This is a genomic window from Kitasatospora sp. CMC57 (assembly GCF_045866025.2).
Taxonomy (GTDB): domain Bacteria; phylum Actinomycetota; class Actinomycetes; order Streptomycetales; family Streptomycetaceae; genus Kitasatospora.
Map to the genome: position 1 here is coordinate 449,292 of NZ_AP035881.2, position 14,992 is coordinate 464,283.

Annotated in this window: 21 protein-coding genes; 14 read left to right on the forward strand and 7 right to left on the reverse strand. The window is 72.1% G+C overall.

The genetic code is table 11. The features are described 5' to 3' along the window. The first annotated feature begins 98 nt into the window (after positions 1-98). The 3 genes from bioB to bioD all read left to right on the forward strand — a co-directional run bounded on the left by bioB (position 99) and on the right by bioD (position 3,374). Positions 99-1,355 carry a biotin synthase BioB gene (gene bioB, locus ACKUU6_RS02090; protein WP_407986658.1) on the forward strand — a complete coding sequence of 419 codons (1,257 nt, stop codon included), beginning with the start codon at positions 99-101 and terminating at the stop codon, positions 1,353-1,355. Positions 1,356-1,422: 67 nt separating this feature from the next. Then, positions 1,423-2,655, forward strand: a complete 1,233-nt coding sequence (locus tag ACKUU6_RS02095) for an adenosylmethionine--8-amino-7-oxononanoate transaminase (RefSeq protein WP_407992021.1) — start codon at positions 1,423-1,425, stop codon at positions 2,653-2,655. Then, positions 2,652-3,374: a dethiobiotin synthase gene (gene bioD / locus ACKUU6_RS02100; protein ID WP_407986659.1), complete on the forward strand. Its 723-nt coding sequence runs from the start codon at positions 2,652-2,654 to the stop codon at positions 3,372-3,374. The genes ACKUU6_RS02095 and bioD overlap by 4 nt, the downstream gene beginning before the upstream one ends. Positions 3,375-3,381: 7 nt before the next feature. On the opposite strand, the gene ACKUU6_RS02105 is transcribed toward bioD, so the two are convergent. The 3 genes from ACKUU6_RS02105 to ACKUU6_RS02115 form a co-directional block, all read right to left on the reverse strand. Further along, on the reverse strand, positions 3,382-4,029 hold the full coding sequence (locus tag ACKUU6_RS02105) for a class F sortase (protein WP_407986660.1): 648 nt from the start codon (positions 4,027-4,029) through the stop codon (positions 3,382-3,384). Between the two features lie 74 nt (positions 4,030-4,103). Then, a complete protein-coding gene (locus tag ACKUU6_RS02110) occupies positions 4,104-4,562 on the reverse strand; it encodes an excalibur calcium-binding domain-containing protein (protein WP_407986661.1) in 459 nt (152 codons plus the stop codon). A gap of 124 nt (positions 4,563-4,686) precedes the next feature. Next, entirely contained in the window at positions 4,687-4,812 is a 126-nt protein-coding gene (locus ACKUU6_RS02115) for a hypothetical protein (RefSeq protein ID WP_407986662.1), read from the reverse strand. A 73-nt stretch (positions 4,813-4,885) separates the two neighbouring features. Between ACKUU6_RS02115 and ACKUU6_RS02120 the strand changes: the two genes are divergently transcribed. Genes ACKUU6_RS02120 through ACKUU6_RS02135 form a run of 4 tightly spaced genes read left to right on the forward strand, consistent with a single transcriptional unit; the run spans position 4,886 to position 6,180 of the window. Continuing rightward, positions 4,886-5,275 carry a hypothetical protein gene (locus ACKUU6_RS02120; RefSeq protein ID WP_407986663.1) on the forward strand — a complete coding sequence of 130 codons (390 nt, stop codon included), beginning with the start codon at positions 4,886-4,888 and terminating at the stop codon, positions 5,273-5,275. Between the two features lie 29 nt (positions 5,276-5,304). Continuing rightward, positions 5,305-5,580 (forward strand): DUF4267 domain-containing protein, encoded by a 276-nt coding sequence (locus tag ACKUU6_RS02125; protein WP_407986665.1) that lies wholly within the window; start codon positions 5,305-5,307, stop codon positions 5,578-5,580. Beyond that, positions 5,574-5,747: a hypothetical protein gene (locus ACKUU6_RS02130; RefSeq protein WP_407986666.1), complete on the forward strand. Its 174-nt coding sequence runs from the start codon at positions 5,574-5,576 to the stop codon at positions 5,745-5,747. The genes ACKUU6_RS02125 and ACKUU6_RS02130 overlap by 7 nt, the downstream gene beginning before the upstream one ends. A gap of 10 nt (positions 5,748-5,757) precedes the next feature. After that, a complete protein-coding gene (locus tag ACKUU6_RS02135) occupies positions 5,758-6,180 on the forward strand; it encodes a GNAT family N-acetyltransferase (protein WP_407986667.1) in 423 nt (140 codons plus the stop codon). A 104-nt stretch (positions 6,181-6,284) separates the two neighbouring features. Here ACKUU6_RS02135 and ACKUU6_RS02140 read toward each other — a convergent pair whose 3' ends face one another. Both ACKUU6_RS02140 and ACKUU6_RS02145 read right to left on the reverse strand, forming a co-directional pair. Next, positions 6,285-6,959, reverse strand: coding sequence for a class I SAM-dependent methyltransferase (locus ACKUU6_RS02140; protein WP_407986668.1), 675 nt, complete (start codon positions 6,957-6,959; stop codon positions 6,285-6,287). A gap of 208 nt (positions 6,960-7,167) precedes the next feature. Further along, complete coding sequence (locus ACKUU6_RS02145) at positions 7,168-7,857, reverse strand: hypothetical protein (RefSeq protein WP_407986669.1); 690 nt, start codon at positions 7,855-7,857, stop codon at positions 7,168-7,170. A 285-nt stretch (positions 7,858-8,142) separates the two neighbouring features. Between ACKUU6_RS02145 and ACKUU6_RS02150 the strand changes: the two genes are divergently transcribed. Further along, positions 8,143-8,430, forward strand: coding sequence for a hypothetical protein (locus ACKUU6_RS02150; RefSeq protein ID WP_408649621.1), 288 nt, complete (start codon positions 8,143-8,145; stop codon positions 8,428-8,430). A gap of 337 nt (positions 8,431-8,767) precedes the next feature. Continuing rightward, a complete protein-coding gene (locus ACKUU6_RS02155) occupies positions 8,768-9,928 on the forward strand; it encodes an ROK family transcriptional regulator (RefSeq protein WP_407986671.1) in 1,161 nt (386 codons plus the stop codon). A 76-nt stretch (positions 9,929-10,004) separates the two neighbouring features. On the opposite strand, the gene ACKUU6_RS02160 is transcribed toward ACKUU6_RS02155, so the two are convergent. Further along, complete coding sequence (locus tag ACKUU6_RS02160; RefSeq protein WP_407986672.1) at positions 10,005-10,787, reverse strand: GntR family transcriptional regulator; 783 nt, start codon at positions 10,785-10,787, stop codon at positions 10,005-10,007. Positions 10,788-11,031: 244 nt separating this feature from the next. On the opposite strand from ACKUU6_RS02160, the gene ACKUU6_RS02165 reads away from it, so the two are divergent. Further along, positions 11,032-11,835, forward strand: coding sequence for an exodeoxyribonuclease III (locus ACKUU6_RS02165; RefSeq protein WP_407986673.1), 804 nt, complete (start codon positions 11,032-11,034; stop codon positions 11,833-11,835). Positions 11,836-12,364: 529 nt separating this feature from the next. Here the strand turns inward: ACKUU6_RS02165 and ACKUU6_RS02170 are convergent. Beyond that, a complete protein-coding gene (locus tag ACKUU6_RS02170) occupies positions 12,365-12,724 on the reverse strand; it encodes a hypothetical protein (protein ID WP_407986674.1) in 360 nt (119 codons plus the stop codon). A 194-nt stretch (positions 12,725-12,918) separates the two neighbouring features. On the opposite strand from ACKUU6_RS02170, the gene ACKUU6_RS02175 reads away from it, so the two are divergent. The 4 genes from ACKUU6_RS02175 (at position 12,919) to ACKUU6_RS02190 (ending at position 14,879) form a co-directional block, all read left to right on the forward strand. Continuing rightward, a complete protein-coding gene (locus ACKUU6_RS02175) occupies positions 12,919-13,194 on the forward strand; it encodes an SHOCT domain-containing protein (RefSeq protein WP_407986675.1) in 276 nt (91 codons plus the stop codon). A gap of 221 nt (positions 13,195-13,415) precedes the next feature. Further along, positions 13,416-13,655 carry a hypothetical protein gene (locus ACKUU6_RS02180; protein WP_407986676.1) on the forward strand — a complete coding sequence of 80 codons (240 nt, stop codon included), beginning with the start codon at positions 13,416-13,418 and terminating at the stop codon, positions 13,653-13,655. Positions 13,656-13,681: 26 nt separating this feature from the next. Further along, positions 13,682-13,852 (forward strand): hypothetical protein, encoded by a 171-nt coding sequence (locus ACKUU6_RS02185; protein ID WP_407986677.1) that lies wholly within the window; start codon positions 13,682-13,684, stop codon positions 13,850-13,852. Positions 13,853-14,024: 172 nt separating this feature from the next. Then, on the forward strand, positions 14,025-14,879 hold the full coding sequence (locus ACKUU6_RS02190; protein WP_407986678.1) for a universal stress protein: 855 nt from the start codon (positions 14,025-14,027) through the stop codon (positions 14,877-14,879). The last annotated feature ends 113 nt before the right edge of the window (positions 14,880-14,992 follow it).

Below are 14,992 nucleotides of genomic sequence, written 5' to 3' on the forward strand. Positions count from 1 at the left end.
CGCATCGGGGCGACTGTGACAACCCGCACACGTTCCAGGGGATCTTCTGGGTGGTTCCCTCTGGCGCGACTCCTGGTCACCCGGGCAGGATCAGGCCCATGGATCTGCTTGACACCCTCACCGCCAAGGGCCTGCGCCGGGAAACACCCACCCGGGAGGAGGCCCTCGCCGTACTCGCCACGACCGATGACGAGTTGCTCGACGTGGTCGCGGCCGCCGGCCGGGTGCGCCGCCAGTGGTTCGGCCGCCGGGTCAAGCTCAACTACCTGGTGAACCTCAAGAGCGGCCTCTGCCCCGAGGACTGCAACTACTGCTCGCAGCGGCTGGGGTCCAAGGCCGAGATCCTCAAGTACACCTGGCTCAAGCCCGAGCAGGCCGCCGAGGCCGCCGCCGCCGGGCTCGCGGGCGGCGCGAAGCGGGTCTGCCTGGTCGCCAGCGGACGCGGTCCGACGGACCGTGACATCGACCGGGTGGCCGACACCATCGCCGCCATCAAGGACGCGAACGAGGCCGTCGAGGTATGCGCCTGTCTGGGCCTGCTCTCCGACAACCAGGCCGAGCGGCTGAAGGCGGCGGGCGCCGACGCCTACAACCACAACCTGAACACCTCGGAAGCCACCTACGGCGACATCACCACCACCCACACCTACGCCGACCGGGTGGACACCGTCAGCAAGGCGCACGGCGCCGGACTCTCCGCCTGCTCCGGCCTGATCGCGGGCATGGGCGAGACCGACGAGGACCTGGTGGACGTGGTCTTCGCGCTCCGCGAGATCGGCTCGGACTCGGTGCCGGTCAACTTCCTCATCCCGTTCGAGGGCACCCCGCTGGCCAAGGAGTGGAACCTCACCCCGCAGCGCTGCCTGCGCATCCTGGCGATGGTCCGCTTCGTCTGCCCGGACGTCGAGGTGCGGATCGCCGGTGGCCGCGAGGTGCACCTGCGCTCGATGCAGCCGCTCGGCCTGCACATCGCCAACTCGATCTTCCTCGGCGACTACCTCACCAGCGAGGGCCAGGCTGGTCAGACCGACCTCGACATGATCGCGGACGCGGGCTTCGAGGTGGAGGGCGCGGGCGAGCCGACCCTGCCCCGGCACCGCTCGGAGGCCGGCCTCGGCGGCGGCTGCGGCACGGGTGGCGGCGGCTGCGGCAGCTCCGCGGACGCCGAGCAGGCGCACGCCTGCGGCACCGGCGGCTGCGGCCCGTGCGGCGGCCACACCGACGCGCCCGCCGAGACGGCCGTCGGCGCGTCCGTCGGCAGCTCCGTCGGCACGCACGAGAACGACGAGGTGCGCTCCGACCTGGTCCGGGTCCGCCGCCGTGGCGCGGGCACCGAACTGGCCCCGAACGCCTAGGAACTGACGCACCGTGAACACCCTTCTCGACCTCGACCGCGCCCACGTCTGGCACCCGTACGCGCCGATGCCCGGCACCTCGACCCCGTACGTGGTCGAGTCCGCCGCCGGGGTCCGGCTCCGGCTCGCCGAGCCGGTGGCCGGGCACCGGGAGCTGATCGACGGGATGTCCTCCTGGTGGGCCGCGATCCACGGCTACCGGCACCCGGTGCTGGACGAGGCGGTCCGGGACCAGCTGGGCCGGATGAGCCACGTGATGTTCGGCGGACTCACCCACGAACCCGCCGTCCGGCTGGCGGCCAGACTGGTGGAGATCACCCCCGAACCGCTGCGGCACGTGTTCCTGGCCGACTCCGGTTCGGTGGCCGTCGAGGTCGCGATCAAGATGTGCCTGCAGTACTGGCAGTCCATCGGCCGCCCCGAGAAGCGCCGACTGCTCACCTGGCGCGGCGGCTACCACGGTGACACCTTCCACCCGATGTCGGTCTGCGACCCCGAGGGCGGGATGCACCAGCTCTGGGCCGGGGTGCTGCCGCGTCAGCTGTTCGCGGCCGAGCCGCCGGCCGGCTTCACCGCCGAGCCGGACGAGGCGTACGCCGAACAGCTCGCCACCCTGATCGCCGAGCACGCGGACGAGCTGGCCGCGGTGATCGTCGAGCCGGTGGTGCAGGGCGCCGGCGGGATGCGCTTCCACTCCCCCGGCTACCTGCGGCTGCTGCGCGAACTCTGCGACCGGCACGGCGTGTTGCTGATCTTCGACGAGATCGCCACCGGCTTCGGCCGGACCGGCGAACTGTTCGCCGCCGACCACGCCGGCGTCTCCCCCGACGTGCTCTGCCTGGGCAAGGCCCTCACCGGCGGCTACCTCACCATGGCCGCCACCCTGTGCACGGCCAGGATCGCCGACGGCATCAGCCAGGGCGAACTGCCGGTGCTGGCGCACGGGCCGACCTTCATGGGCAACCCACTGGCCGCCGCCGTCGCCAACGCCTCGATCGACCTGCTGCTCCGGCAGGACTGGCGGACCGAGGTGAAGCGGATCGAGGCCGGACTGACCGAGGGACTGGCCGAGGCGGCCACGATCCCCGGCGTCGCCGACGTCCGGGTGCTCGGGGCGATCGGCGTGGTCCAGCTCGACCACCCGGTGGACGTCCGGGCCGCCACCGAGGCCGCCGCCCGCGAGGGCGTCTGGCTCCGGCCGTTCCGAGACCTGCTCTACACCATGCCCCCGTTCGTCACCTCCGACGCCGACCTGGCCCGGATCACCACGGCCGTGGCCGCCGCGGCGGTGGCCGGATGACCGCCACCGTCCTCTTCGTCACCGGCACCGGCACCGAGGTCGGCAAGACCGCCGTCACCGCGGCCGTCACCGCGCTCGCCCCGTCGGTGGCCGTGCTGAAGCCCGGCCAGACCGGGGTCACCGCGACCGAGCCCGGGGACGCCGAGGAGGTCGTCCGGCTGGCGGGGCCGCACGTCACCATCCGTGAACTGGCCCGCTACCCGGACCCGTTGGCGCCTGACACCGCCGCCCGCCGGTCCGGCCTGCCCACGCTGCGCCCGCAGCAGGTGGCCGCCGCCGTGGCCGAACTCGCCGACGCACACCGGCTGGTACTGGTCGAGGGAGCGGGCGGACTGCTGGTCCGCTACGACGCCGACGGCCACACCCTTGCCGACCAGGCGCTCGCCACCGCCGCCCTGGGTCTCCCGGTCCAGGTCCTCGTGGTGGCCTCCGCCGGGCTCGGCACCCTCAACACCACCGCGCTCACCGCCGAGGCGCTGCGCAGCCGCGGCCTGGACACCCTCGGCGTGGTGATCGGCAGTTGGCCCGCGGAGCCGGATCTCGCCACCCGCTGCAACCTCACCGACCTCCCCCGCGCCGCCGACGCCCCGCTGCTCGGCGCCCTCCCGTACGGCGCTCCGCACTCGCCCGACTTCGCCACCCTGGCCAAGTCCTTCCTGGCCCCGCCCCTCGGCGGCAGCTGGGACGCCATCGCCTTCACGGCGGCGCACCCGGCCTGACGGACAGTCAGACCAGGTGGGCGTACACCACCGTGTTGTCCTGGTAGCCACCGTGCGCCCGGTCGTAGTGGCCGCCGCAGGTGATCAGGCGCAGTTCGGGGCGTGAGGCGGCCCCGTAGACGCGCTGGTCGGGGAAGCCGTCCTTGGGCAGGTTCTCCACCGCGTCCACGGTGAAGCGGGCGGTGGTGCCGTCGGCGCGGTCCACCTCGATCCGCTGACCGGCCGTCAGGGTGGACAGGCCGAAGAAGGCGGCTGGGCCGTGAACGGTGTCCACGTGCCCGGTGATGAGCGCGGTGCCGGTCTCTCCCGGGCTGGTTCCGGCCGCGTACCAGCCCGCCTGCGCGGGGTCCTCCGGGTCGGGCGGGCGCAGCGCGCCAGCCTGATCGAGAGTCAGCTGCAGCAGCGGCGTGTCAGTACCCAGGGCCGGAATCCGGACCCGGACCGGTACGGAGCGCGGCAGCCCGTCGACCGCCGTCGCCGGTGCGACCACCACCGGGATGGTGACCTGCGCCGGTACGGCCACCGGCACGGCCGGCCGCGCCGGTTCGCTCGGGCTGAGCTGCCAGGCACCGAAGGCCAGCAGTCCGGACAGCGCGAGAAGCAGCCAGGACGCCGACCGCCCGGCTCGCCGTCGGTCGCCGAAGGACGTGGCCATGCGCTCCTCCTCGCTACGGGCGGGGGCCGGGACGGCGGGCTACCGTCCCGGCCAGGGCCGAGGCCCGGTCAGCGTCAGCTCTCCTGCGCGGCCTGACGGCGGCGGACCGCGACCGCACCACCCGCCGCCAGCGCCGCGGCGGCGCCCAGCGAGAACGCCAGTGTCGTGCTGCCGCTCTCCGCCGGGCCGGTGCCCGCCGCCACCGCACCGTGCGGCGCCGGAGCCGGTGGGACCAGCGGAGCGGGAGTGGCGGTATTGGCCGGGCCCGCCGGACTGGCAGCGGCACCCGGGCTGGCGCCGCCACTCGGGGCGGCTGCCGCCGGCAGACCCGCCGGCAGGCTCTCGCAGGCGATCCCGTCGTGGTCGGCATCCAGCCCGTTCGGGTCGGAGCGGTCCATGTTGAAGACCGCCTGCGCCTCGGGCTGTGTCTGGAACTCGGGGCAGTCCCGGTCCTGGGCGTGGGCGACCCCGGCGAGCGGCAGACCGGCGGACGAGATCAGCAGGGCCGCACCGGCGGCGAGGGCAATACGCATCAGAGCAACTCCAGTACGTCGGGTGACATGACTGCCACCAGTACGTCCACACCGCCTCCCACCTGCCACCCGGCTGACCCGCCGGCGCGAGCGCACGCCGGCGCGCGCCACCCCCTCCGGGCCGCTACCGTCCCGGCCGCCACTGCCCGGCGATCTCCGCCGCCCGGGCGAAGTGCGACCGCGCATCGGCCTCCCGACCCAGCAGCGCCGCCGGTTCGCCCGAGGTGTGCGCCACGGGGCGGACCGCCACGGTCAACCCCGAGGAGGGCGGCGGAGCGTCGCGGTAGGGCAGCAACGCCTCGTACAGCTCCGCCGCTCCCCCGGTGGCCGCCTCGCTGGCCGCCGCCGAGGCGGCCGTCCTCGCCTGGGAACCCGCCGCCGCCGAGGACGAACGTGACGCCCTGGTGGCTGCACTGACCGAACACCGCACGCTGCTGACCGAGCATCTCGACGACGAGGAAAGGGAATTGCTACCCCTGGCCGCCCGGCAGCTGCGCGTGCCCGAGTGGAACGCGCTGGGCGAGCACTTCCTCACCAGCACACCCACGCCCAAGCTGTTGCTCTTCCTCGGCATCGTGCTGGAGGACGCCAACCCGTCCGAGCACGCCATGGTGCTGGGCGGGCTGCCCCGGCCGGCCCGGCTGCTCTGGTCCCTGGTCTGCCGCCCGCTGTACGACCGCCGGGTCCGCACCGTACGCGGCACCCGGCCCTGATCCCTCAACTCCCCCGTAGGAGTAGCACCGTGAAGCTCAAGCACCTCACCACCTCCCTGGCCGCCACCGGTAGCGCGTTCATCCTCTACATCGGCCTCAGCTACCTGGTCGCACCGCAGTCGATGGCACCCGGCTTCGGGGTGTCCAGCTGGCCGCAGCACGACGGCAAGGCCTTCCTGACGGTCAAGGGCGTCCGCTACTGCGCCTCCGGCCTGGTCATCCTGGCCCTGCTGCTGAACGGCCAACGGCGCGCGCTGGGCTGGGCGCTGGCCGCTTCAGCCGTGGTCCCACCGGGGACATGCTGATCGTCCTGAACAACGGCGGCTCCCCCGGCACCGCGTACGGCGTGCACGGCCTCACCGCTCTGGCCGCCGCCACCGCCGCCCTGCTGCTGCGCGAGCGCCCACGGTCCCCCCGGCGCGTCTCGCCGAATGAGATATCCCACTCTGCTGCGGCGGCCGACTGCTGCTAGACAGGTCGTCGTGACCACGATCAAGATCCGCACCGCACACCTGGCCGAGGTGCCCGACCTGCTGGCCTTCTGGTCCCGGGCCGCCGAGGGCACCAGCATCACGGACGACGAGGCCGGCGTCTCGCGCCTGATCGAGCGCGACCCCGAAGCCCTGATCGTGGCGGAGCTGGACGGGCTGCTCGTCGGCACCGTGATCGCGGGCTGGGATGGTTGGCGGGCCTCGCTCTACCGCCTCGCGGTCCTGCCCTCGCACCGGCGGCAGGGCATCTCCAAGACACTGCTGGCCGCCGCCGAACAGCGGTTCGTCGCCCTGGGCGGCCGACGGGGGGACGCCATGGTCCTGGAGGACAACGAGCGCGCCCGGCACGCCTGGGCCGCCGCCGGCTACGGCCGCGAGGACCACTGGCGCCGCTGGACCAAGCCGCTGACCTGAGACCTTCTCCCTCACGGCTCGGCGACCGCCGCCCCCTCAGGTGGCAAGGGCCTGCCGGGTTCAGACCCGCCTCTTCGGGCCCGTCAGGGCAGACCATCAGTCGATCAGGCGACCAGTCGCCAGACCGTGGTGGTCTTCACGGGCTTGTCCTCCAGGTCCGCGGACACCGGCACCTCGTACTGGGCCACCTTCTGAAAGCGCTCAGCCGGCAGGTACGCCCTGCCGGGGTCGCCGACAAGGACGACGGCCCCCCGTCGGCAGGCGCGTTCGAGGAACGGCAGGAACCGCGCAGCCATCGTGCGCTCGTAGAACACGTCACCGGCCAGCACGACGCCGGCAGGTGCTCCGTCCCCGCCCAGCAGATCCACACACTCGGCCTGGATGTTCACTGCGTTGGCATCCGCGTTCAGCCTGATCGCAGCGATCGCGAAGGGGTCGATCTCGACGGCTCGAACCGACACCGCACCAGCCTTCGCAGCCGCGACCGAGACCACACCGGAGCCGGCCGCGATATCCAGGACCGTGCGTCCCCTCACCACTTCCGGGTGATCCAGCACGTAGCGCGCGATGGCGACGCCGCCCGCCCAAGCGAACGCCCAGAAAGGCGGCGCCGAATTGGTCTCGCCCGTCAACGCTTCCAGTTCCTCCCACAACGGGATCGCGGCCCCCGCGAGGTGCAGTCGAACTTCGGGCACGAAAGGTACCGGGCCGACAACGGTGGACCTGCCTACGAAGTCGGTGACACTGCCTTGAGTGCTCAACACCCGGTCTGCCTCCATCTTTGAACGGTGAGGCGACCCTAGTGCACTGGGTGGAGAGGTCATACCGGCTGCCGGCAGCACGAAGCCTCTGACTGGACCCGATACCGTGGCGCGCGGTCGCGGGCGTGATCTGCGGTCAGCGGAGCCGCTCCGGTCGGGCGTGGGCATCGCGCCCAGGGCGGTCCGACAAGCCCGGCGGCACGGTGCCCGATCAAGGAAGTCCCGGTCAGTGCAGGGGGCCGCAGAGGGCCGGGGCGGTGGCTTCCATGGGGAAGGCGGGGTCGAGCTCGCTGGGGCCGAGGACGTTGTCGTAGCGGCCGTTGCCGTTGTAGTCGATGCCGTGGACCACGACGACGGCGTTGTCACTGCGGACCTGCTGGGCGATGTCGCTGGTGAGCTGGATGGTGCGCGAGTAGTGGAAGGTCCCGGTGGAGGGGAAGCGGTCCACGGCAAGGGCACTGGCGGGGCTGGTGTCGCCGCGTAGGGTGAGCGAGGCACCGATCGGGCCATAGGCAGGCAGGCCATCGGTGGTGCTCATCGCGCGCCGGCCGTTGTGGATACCGGCTGCGCTCGCGTTCGGGCACTCGCCGTTTCCCTTGGCGTGAATGTGCATGGCGTGGGGTGCCTGGTCGAGCAGGCCGGTGGCGTTGACCGTGATACGTGCGGTGTTGTTGCTGTTGAGCTGCACCGTGGCGGTCCCGACGCCGTGTACGTGGTTGGTCGGCACCGGCAGCAGGATCGCCAGGGTGAACACCGAGCGCTGCTGGGACAGGAACGGGGAGACCCCGGTCGCGACGGACGCGGACGCGGTGTGCCGCCCCTCGTCGCTTCCGGGCCCCTCGTGGGCTACGGCCGGCACGGCGCCCGCGCCGAGCAGGACGGCGGCTATCGCTGGTGCGAGAAGTGAGGCTTTCATGGTGATCGGTCCTTGCGGAGCTGGGTCCCTGCCGGTCTCCCGGAGGCGAAGGTGCCACCCGGGCAGCAGGGCTTCCTGGTGGTGATTCGGCACCCTCGCCCTGCCGGCTTGCCCGTGACGCCCAGTCGTCTCAGGGCTTGTTCGGGGGCCGACCTGAGCGACTGTCGGCGCCCGGTCGGACGGTGACCCAAGTGGCCGACTCCGGGGTGCAGTTGCCGCCGCTGGTTCATAGCGTCGCTCGTGGCAGGAGCGGAACTGTCCCTCCCCTGACGAAAGTGACACCTCATGAACAAGCGCATGGCTCGGACCGTGGCAACCGTCGCCCTGACCGCGGGCATCGTCGCGGTCCCGGCCGCCGGCACCGCTCTGGCGGACTCACCCGTCCGTGGCGCCCACCAGCACTACAACCACCAGGTGCACGCGAGCACGAGCAACGTGAGCTACGACGAGAGCACCACGTACCACTCCAGCAGCAGCGGGGCCCAGCACAGCCACGGCAGCTCCGGCCACCACCACGGCCACGGCCAGCAGCACTACCACGGCCTTCTGGGCCTGGGCCTGCTCGGCCTGTAGAACCGACGCGGTCCGATCCCCCTCACCGGGACGGACAGCGGGACGGGGCCTCTCGCTGCGCTGAGCAGCACAGGCCCCGTCCCTGGTCACCACCACCTGCCCTGCACGCCGCCGGACCAGCGGGCTACGTACCGTTTTCATACCGAACAGGTGATGAGCTGCGGAAACGCTCGCGGGCCGATGGGCCGCCGAGTAGCATCCGGCTCACGCCCTCCGGCGCCCGTACCCCGTGTCGCGCAGTCCGGTCGGTTCATCACGCGGGGGCACGCTGGGACGTCGTCCGCGCACTCGGTACGCGCGCCACTGCTGTCGCGCGAATCTGCGGAAGGGCAGCGACTTGGCGGATCGGCTCACCGGAGGAGACTCCTCGCTGTTGCGTCGGATCAACGCTGCGGTGACCCTGCGGGCGCTCCGCGACGGACAGGCGGTCACGCTCACCCAGCTGGTGGGCGACACCGGGCTCTCCCGGCCCACCGTCGAAGGCGTGATCGAGGGTCTGATCGAGGCCGGACTCGTCACCGAGGTCGAGCAGTCGCAGGACGGCGGTCGCCAACGCGGCCGTCCGGCCCGCTGGTTCAGGTTCCGCGCGGAGGCCGGGCACATCCTCGGCATCGAGATCGGCGTGCACGAGATCCGGGTCATCCTGGCCGACCTGACCGGCCGGGTGCTCGGCAGCCACGCCAGGAGCGCGGCCGAGACCCTCCCCCCGGACGAGCGGCTCGCCCTGACCCGCACCACCGTCGCCGAGGTGCTTCGGAAGGCCGGCGTCTCGCGGGACAGCCTCTGGGCGGTCGCGGTCGGCAGCCCCGGCATCGTCGACCGCGAAGGCACCGTCCAACTGGGCACCGCGATGCCCGGCTGGACCGGCCTTGACCTCGGAGCCCGGCTGCGCCGCTCGTTCCGGTGCCCCGTGATGATCGAGAACGACGCCAACCTGGCTGCCATCGCCGAACACTGGCAGGGCGCGGCGGTCGGCAAGGGCGATCTGGTCTTCGTGATGGCCGGGCTCAGCCCCGGCGCCGGTTCGCTCATCAACGGCCGACTGCACCGGGGCTTCGGCGGCGCGGCGGGCGAGATCGGCGCGCTGCACCTGCTCGGCCAGGAGGCCACCCCTGAGCGGCTGCTCTCCACCACCGGCAAGCCGCTCGACCCGCTGGACGAGGCCGCGGTGGCCCGGGTCCTCCGGCTGGCCCGCGAGGGCGACCAGGTGGCCCAGGTCGCGATGGACCGCTTTCTGCGCCGGCTGGTGCACGACGTCGCCGCGCTGGTGCTGGCCCTCGACCCGGAGATCGTGGTGGTCGGCGGCTGGGCGGCCGGCCTTGACGGCGTGTTGGAGCCGCTGCGCGAGCAGCTGGCGCTCTACTGCCTCCGGGCCCCCGAGGTGGTGCTCGCCGCACTCGGCGAGGAGGTGGTGGCGATGGGCGCGCTGCGCGTGGCCCTGGACACCGTCGAGGAGCAGCTCTTCGCCGTCGACTCCCCGGGCGCCTCGGCCCGCTGACCCCTGCCGGAGCACGAAAGTGCCCCGCCGTAGCCGCCGGCGGGGCACTGTCACGCTGTCAGCAGGTGGCACCGCCTCAGGAAGCAGCTCCCACCGGCTGCGGCGCCTCGACCGCGGTGACCTCGACCAGACCGGTCTCGCCGAAGGTGAGCTTGCAGGTGTCGGCCCGGTAGGTCGACACGGCCAGCCCGACCAGGCGGCCGGCCGACGCGTACTGCGTGGTCACGATCAGCACCGGCGTGCCCGGCGGACGCTCCAGCAGGACGGCCTGGTCAGCCTCCGCGACCCCGAGCTCCACCGAACGGGACTCACCGTCGATGCCCAGCCGCTCCAACCGCCGGAGCACCGAGCGGGCCGGCTCGCCCTCGCCGCCGACCACGCGCGGGACGGCGGGCAGCTGCGGCAGCACCGAATCCGGCACGTGCAGCGACTCGGTGGCCACGATCTGGCCCTGCACCAGCCGCAGACGGCGGACGGTGTGCACCGTCTCGCCCGGCGCGATGCCGAGGGCCAGCGCGATCTGGGCGGAGGCCGGAGCGCTCACGCAGTCGATGCTGCGCCAGGACTGGCTGCGGGTGGCCCCGGGCCAGCCCTCCTCACGCCGGCTGACCGGGACGCCGACCCGGGGGGCGGCGATCAGCGTGCCGATGCCACGGCGTCGGACCAGTCGGCCCTCCAGCTCCAGCTGGTCGAGCGCCTGCCGCAGGGTGGCCCTGGCCACGCCGAACCGGGACGCCAACTCCCGCTCGTTCGGCAGGACTTGGCCGGTGGAGAACTCCGCATCGATGGTGCGCACCAACACCGTACGCAGGTGCCAGTACTTCGGCTCCGGTGCCGCCGCGAGCTGTCCCTGCCCCACCGTGTCCTCCACCCTGAAGGACGGCGGGCCTGCCCCACTCCCGGTGTTCCGGCAGGTGGGAGTGGCGGGCTTTATCCGTCCTTCTTTATTAAAGGTCTTTGCAGTAAGGACCCTAGGGGGTCGCCGCTGAGATGGTCAAGACCAATGGCTTCGCCCGACAGTGATCGGACCAGGCTTCACAGACCGTTCACGACGCGGACCGACCGGGCACATCGCGGCCCGACCAGCCGGTTACCCTTCCCGAGTGACAATCGTGACTTCGGTGAACGTGAACGGGATCAGGGCAGCTGCCAAGAAGGGCCTGCTGGAGTGGCTGGCGACCACCGAGGCGGACGTGATCTGCCTCCAGGAGGTACGCTCCGAACCCGAGCAACTCCCCACCGAACTAAGCGACTTGCCCGGCTGGCACGCCATCTGGGCGCCGTCCGCCAGCAAGGGCAGGGCCGGCGTGGCGATCCTGTCCCGGCAGCAGCCTTCGCGGACCGTGATCGGTTTCGGCTCGGCCGAATTCGACATTTCGGGCAGGTATGTCGAAATCGACCTTCCCGGCCTGACCATCGCGAGCCTGTACCTCCCCTCCGGCGAGGTCGGCACCGAGCGCCAGGACGAGAAGGAACGCTTCATGGCCGAGTTCCTGGTGCACCTCACCGAACTCCGCAAGCGCGCCGAGTCCGAAGGCCGTGAAGTCATCGTCTGCGGCGACTGGAACATTGCCCACCGCGAAGCCGACTTGAAGAACTGGAAGGCCAACCAGAAGAGCGCCGGCTTCCTCCCGGAGGAACGCGCCTGGCTCTCCCGCGTCCTCGACGAGGTCGGCTACGTCGACGTGGTCCGCACCCTCCACCCCGACCAGGACGGCCCCTACACCTGGTGGTCCTACCGCGGCCGCGCCTTCGACAACGACTCCGGCTGGCGGATCGACCTGGTTTGTACAACGGAGGGCATCGCACGCCGCTGTACCGAGGCCTACGTGGAGCGGCCGGCCTCCCACGCCGAGCGCTGGTCCGACCATGCGCCCGTCACGGCGGTCTTCGACCACAAGCTCTGACCCAGTTACCCGGCATCGCCGAGCGCTGGGAACTGGTGAAGCCCGCGCTGCGGCTGCCGCAACAACAGCCGCCGACAGCTCGGCACCTGCCCCGCCTCGCGACCGATCCACACCACGCAGTCCGCCGCGTCCCTGCGTCACAGCCTGGAGCAGTACGCCGAGCGCGTAACCAACCCCGGTCCGACGCGCCGTCGCGTCAGGAAGGCCCGCCCTTACGTCGAGTTCACTGCCTGCGCAATGCTGCCGTCGCCGCAGCGTGTCACCTGCCGGATCGCGGCGGGAAGCCCGCTACGAGGCCCAATGTGCGGAGGTCTTCCCAGAGCCACGAATAGGCAAGGTCGGTCGCTGGTGTCTCATCTGGGGCGGACAGGGCTGCCTCACCGACTCTCGGGCGGGCCCAGGGCTCAGAGTCCGGGTGGATCAAGCGGATGGCCCTCCGCCTTTCGTCGCGACGGGCGAGGTATTCGGCCTCGTCGACGTCCTCCCGTCCGTGTGCCAGGTACTGGAAACTCCACCTGATCGCTCTCCTTCACTGGCAGCGGGACCATGCGGAACGAATATCCGTGTTCCGCGAAGCCGGTCGTGCCGCCGGCACCAGTGCGGGTGTGCACTGGTAGGCGGGCAGCGCCGCGCGGACCCTGAGGTCCGGGAAGACCACCCGCGAGGTGCACTCGCCGCTCTCCTGCCGGTCGAAGACCAGCTCCGCCGGCATCCCCTGGCGCAGCCGGATCACATCCGGCCGGTAGCCGCCGCGCACCGTCACGTCCACCCGCTGCACCCGGCCCTCCAGCCGCGCGGACGAGGCGCGGCGCGGTCCGAAGAAGAACCAGCCCAAAGCGCCGATCAGCACGGCGGCGGCAACGACGACCACCACATCGGCGACTCCCATGGCGCCCACCTCCCGCTCGCGGTCCGTCCTTCCACTGTCCTCCCGCGCTACCCCCAGGGGGTAGGGGCCGTCGGCAGGCCGAACGGGACCGAACGGCCCATGCCGAAGCCGCCCCGGCGGAGGAGTGTCGAAGGTGGGAGCCGGTTTCGGGCAATCCCGAGCGGCTCGCCACGAGGCACTGGGAGGTGACCGCGATGATGTACTGGCACGACGGCGGAATGAGCGGCTGGGGCTGGTTCGGGATGAGCCTGGGTATGCTGCTGTTCACCGCACTGCTCGTCATCGGCGGCGTCCTGCTCTTCCGCGCACTGGACCGCTCGACCATCCACCCCGAGCCGCCGACTCCGCCGGCCGCCCCGAGCCCAACCTCGCCCGAGCAGCTGCTCGCCGAGCGGTTCGCCCGCGGCGAGATCGACGACCAGGAGTACCGCAAGCGGCTCGCCGCGCTGCGCGACACCGCACACCCCTGAGTCGGCGCACCGTCACTGATACGAAGACTCCTCGACTCGGGCGGCTTGCTGCAGGACGCCCCGGGACCAACTCCACGCCACCGGGAGGATCTGATCTCCAGTCTGCCCGGCTGCGCCGAGGCCGCGATCGTCTTCGGCGTCCTCCTCGGTATCACCGTCCTGTTCGCGGTCCTCGCCCGCGCCGACCGCAACCGGCGCGGTCCACGCCCCCGGCGACCGCCATGGTCCTCGCCTGGGCCCTGATCGGCCTCCAGATCGCGGCGATCGCCACCACGGCCGTGCGCCTGACCCCAAGTCACCGGCAGGATCCCACCCGAGTCCCGCTGACCGCCCACCGCACGTGGCCGCCTCTGCTGGCCGCCAACCTGCTGCCCTCCGACGCACCGGTCGCAGCGTGGGGCCTGTGGGGCGCGACCATCATCGCCGCCGCCCTCGCCCACGGCCTCGCCGACGCACCCTGATCGGCCAGCAAGTGGTCAACGACACCGTGAGCATCGCGTTCCTGGGCCTGGCCGCCGGCTCCATCATGTACGTGATCATCGAGCTACTCGCGGTGTCCCGCCGTGCCGGCACGAAGGAGCTGACCACCCGGATGATCCTGCTGGGCCTGCTACTGGGCTTCGCCACCGACGCCGTCGTGACCGCCGCAGGAGTGTGAGGCCTGGCCGCAGCCGGGCCGCGTCGCGAATCATCCGCTTGGTCGCGGTGCACGGCGGGCCGACCAGGTGCGCCCGGCCCTCCGTGGTCAGGGCCACTCGGCCCTGCCGGCGGCCTTACCGGTGCCCGTACGGTACTCATGGGGGCAAGGTACGACTCCGGCTGGAGGAGCGATGATCGGCCCTGGAGAGTCCCGTCCCGTCGTCGTCGGTGTGGACATGCGGGACAGCGTGCGGCCGGCCCTGGACTGGGCCGCCGACGAAGCCGAGCGCCGTGAAGCACCGCTGCGGCTGGTCCACGCGGTGTCACCGGGCCACCACGGGCCGCTCGAAACCGACGGCTCCAGGCGACGGAAGGCCGGACAGCAGCTGCTCGACGAGGCCGCCGCTTCGCTCTCCGGTCGGCATCCCGGCCTCCACATCGCCACCGTCCTGGAAGAGGGCGCGCCCGCCCGGACGCTGTGCCGCGCATCGCACAACGCGTGCCTGGTCGTCCTCGGCTCACGGCGGCTGAACCGCCTGGAGGAGTTCCTCAGCGCGAACTCGGTGGCCGTACCGGTCAGCGCCCAGGCCGCCTGCCCGGTGGTCGTGGTACTGGAACCCGGGGACAGCACCGAGCAGCCGCCGCACCTCGTCGTCGGAGTCGACGGTAGCCCGGCGGCCCACGCAGCCGTCGAGCACGCCTTCGAGGCCGCCGCAGCGCGTGACGCGCAGCTGCGGGCGCTGTGGGTATGGCAGCCGTCGCTCCTGGAGTCCACGGACGAAGTAAACGTGCTCCAGAAATGCCGCCGCCAGCTCTCCGAGGCGGTAACCGAGCAGACAGCGAACCACCCCGGCGTCACCGTCACCCGCCAGGTGGTACGCGGACATCCCGTCGAGGAGCTGGCCAAGGCCTCCGAGAACGCACTGGCCGTCGTCGTCGGACGGCGCGGCCGAGGCGGGTTCGCTGGAATGCGGCTCGGCTCCGTCCCACACGGCTTGCTGCACCGCGCCCACTGCCCGGTCGTGACCGTACCCGCATCCGGCTGAGCCCCGCTGCCGGCCGGTCCGGCGGACATACTGCCCCCGCAGATCACCGCCAGGGCACGTCTTGGATGACAACCGCCGGTCCGCGTGGAGACTGGAGTGGGGGCCGACCTGCA

What these genes read in the sequence shown, in the direction of transcription:
- bioB (WP_407986658.1), top strand. Translation starts at nt 99, where the DNA reads ATGGATCTGCTTGACACCCTCACCGCCAAGGGCCTGCGCCGGGAAACA.
- ACKUU6_RS02095 (WP_407992021.1), top strand. Translation starts at nt 1,423, where the DNA reads ATGCCCGGCACCTCGACCCCGTACGTGGTCGAGTCCGCCGCCGGGGTC.
- bioD (WP_407986659.1), top strand. Translation starts at nt 2,652, where the DNA reads ATGACCGCCACCGTCCTCTTCGTCACCGGCACCGGCACCGAGGTCGGC.
- ACKUU6_RS02105 (WP_407986660.1), bottom strand. Translation starts at nt 4,029, where the DNA reads ATGGCCACGTCCTTCGGCGACCGACGGCGAGCCGGGCGGTCGGCGTCC.
- ACKUU6_RS02110 (WP_407986661.1), bottom strand. Translation starts at nt 4,562, where the DNA reads ATGCGTATTGCCCTCGCCGCCGGTGCGGCCCTGCTGATCTCGTCCGCC.
- ACKUU6_RS02130 (WP_407986666.1), top strand. Translation starts at nt 5,574, where the DNA reads ATGCTGATCGTCCTGAACAACGGCGGCTCCCCCGGCACCGCGTACGGC.
- ACKUU6_RS02140 (WP_407986668.1), bottom strand. Translation starts at nt 6,959, where the DNA reads ATGGAGGCAGACCGGGTGTTGAGCACTCAAGGCAGTGTCACCGACTTC.
- ACKUU6_RS02145 (WP_407986669.1), bottom strand. Translation starts at nt 7,857, where the DNA reads ATGAAAGCCTCACTTCTCGCACCAGCGATAGCCGCCGTCCTGCTCGGC.
- ACKUU6_RS02150 (WP_408649621.1), top strand. Translation starts at nt 8,143, where the DNA reads ATGAACAAGCGCATGGCTCGGACCGTGGCAACCGTCGCCCTGACCGCG.
- ACKUU6_RS02170 (WP_407986674.1), bottom strand. Translation starts at nt 12,724, where the DNA reads ATGGGAGTCGCCGATGTGGTGGTCGTCGTTGCCGCCGCCGTGCTGATC.
- ACKUU6_RS02175 (WP_407986675.1), top strand. Translation starts at nt 12,919, where the DNA reads ATGATGTACTGGCACGACGGCGGAATGAGCGGCTGGGGCTGGTTCGGG.
- ACKUU6_RS02180 (WP_407986676.1), top strand. Translation starts at nt 13,416, where the DNA reads ATGGTCCTCGCCTGGGCCCTGATCGGCCTCCAGATCGCGGCGATCGCC.
- ACKUU6_RS02190 (WP_407986678.1), top strand. Translation starts at nt 14,025, where the DNA reads ATGATCGGCCCTGGAGAGTCCCGTCCCGTCGTCGTCGGTGTGGACATG.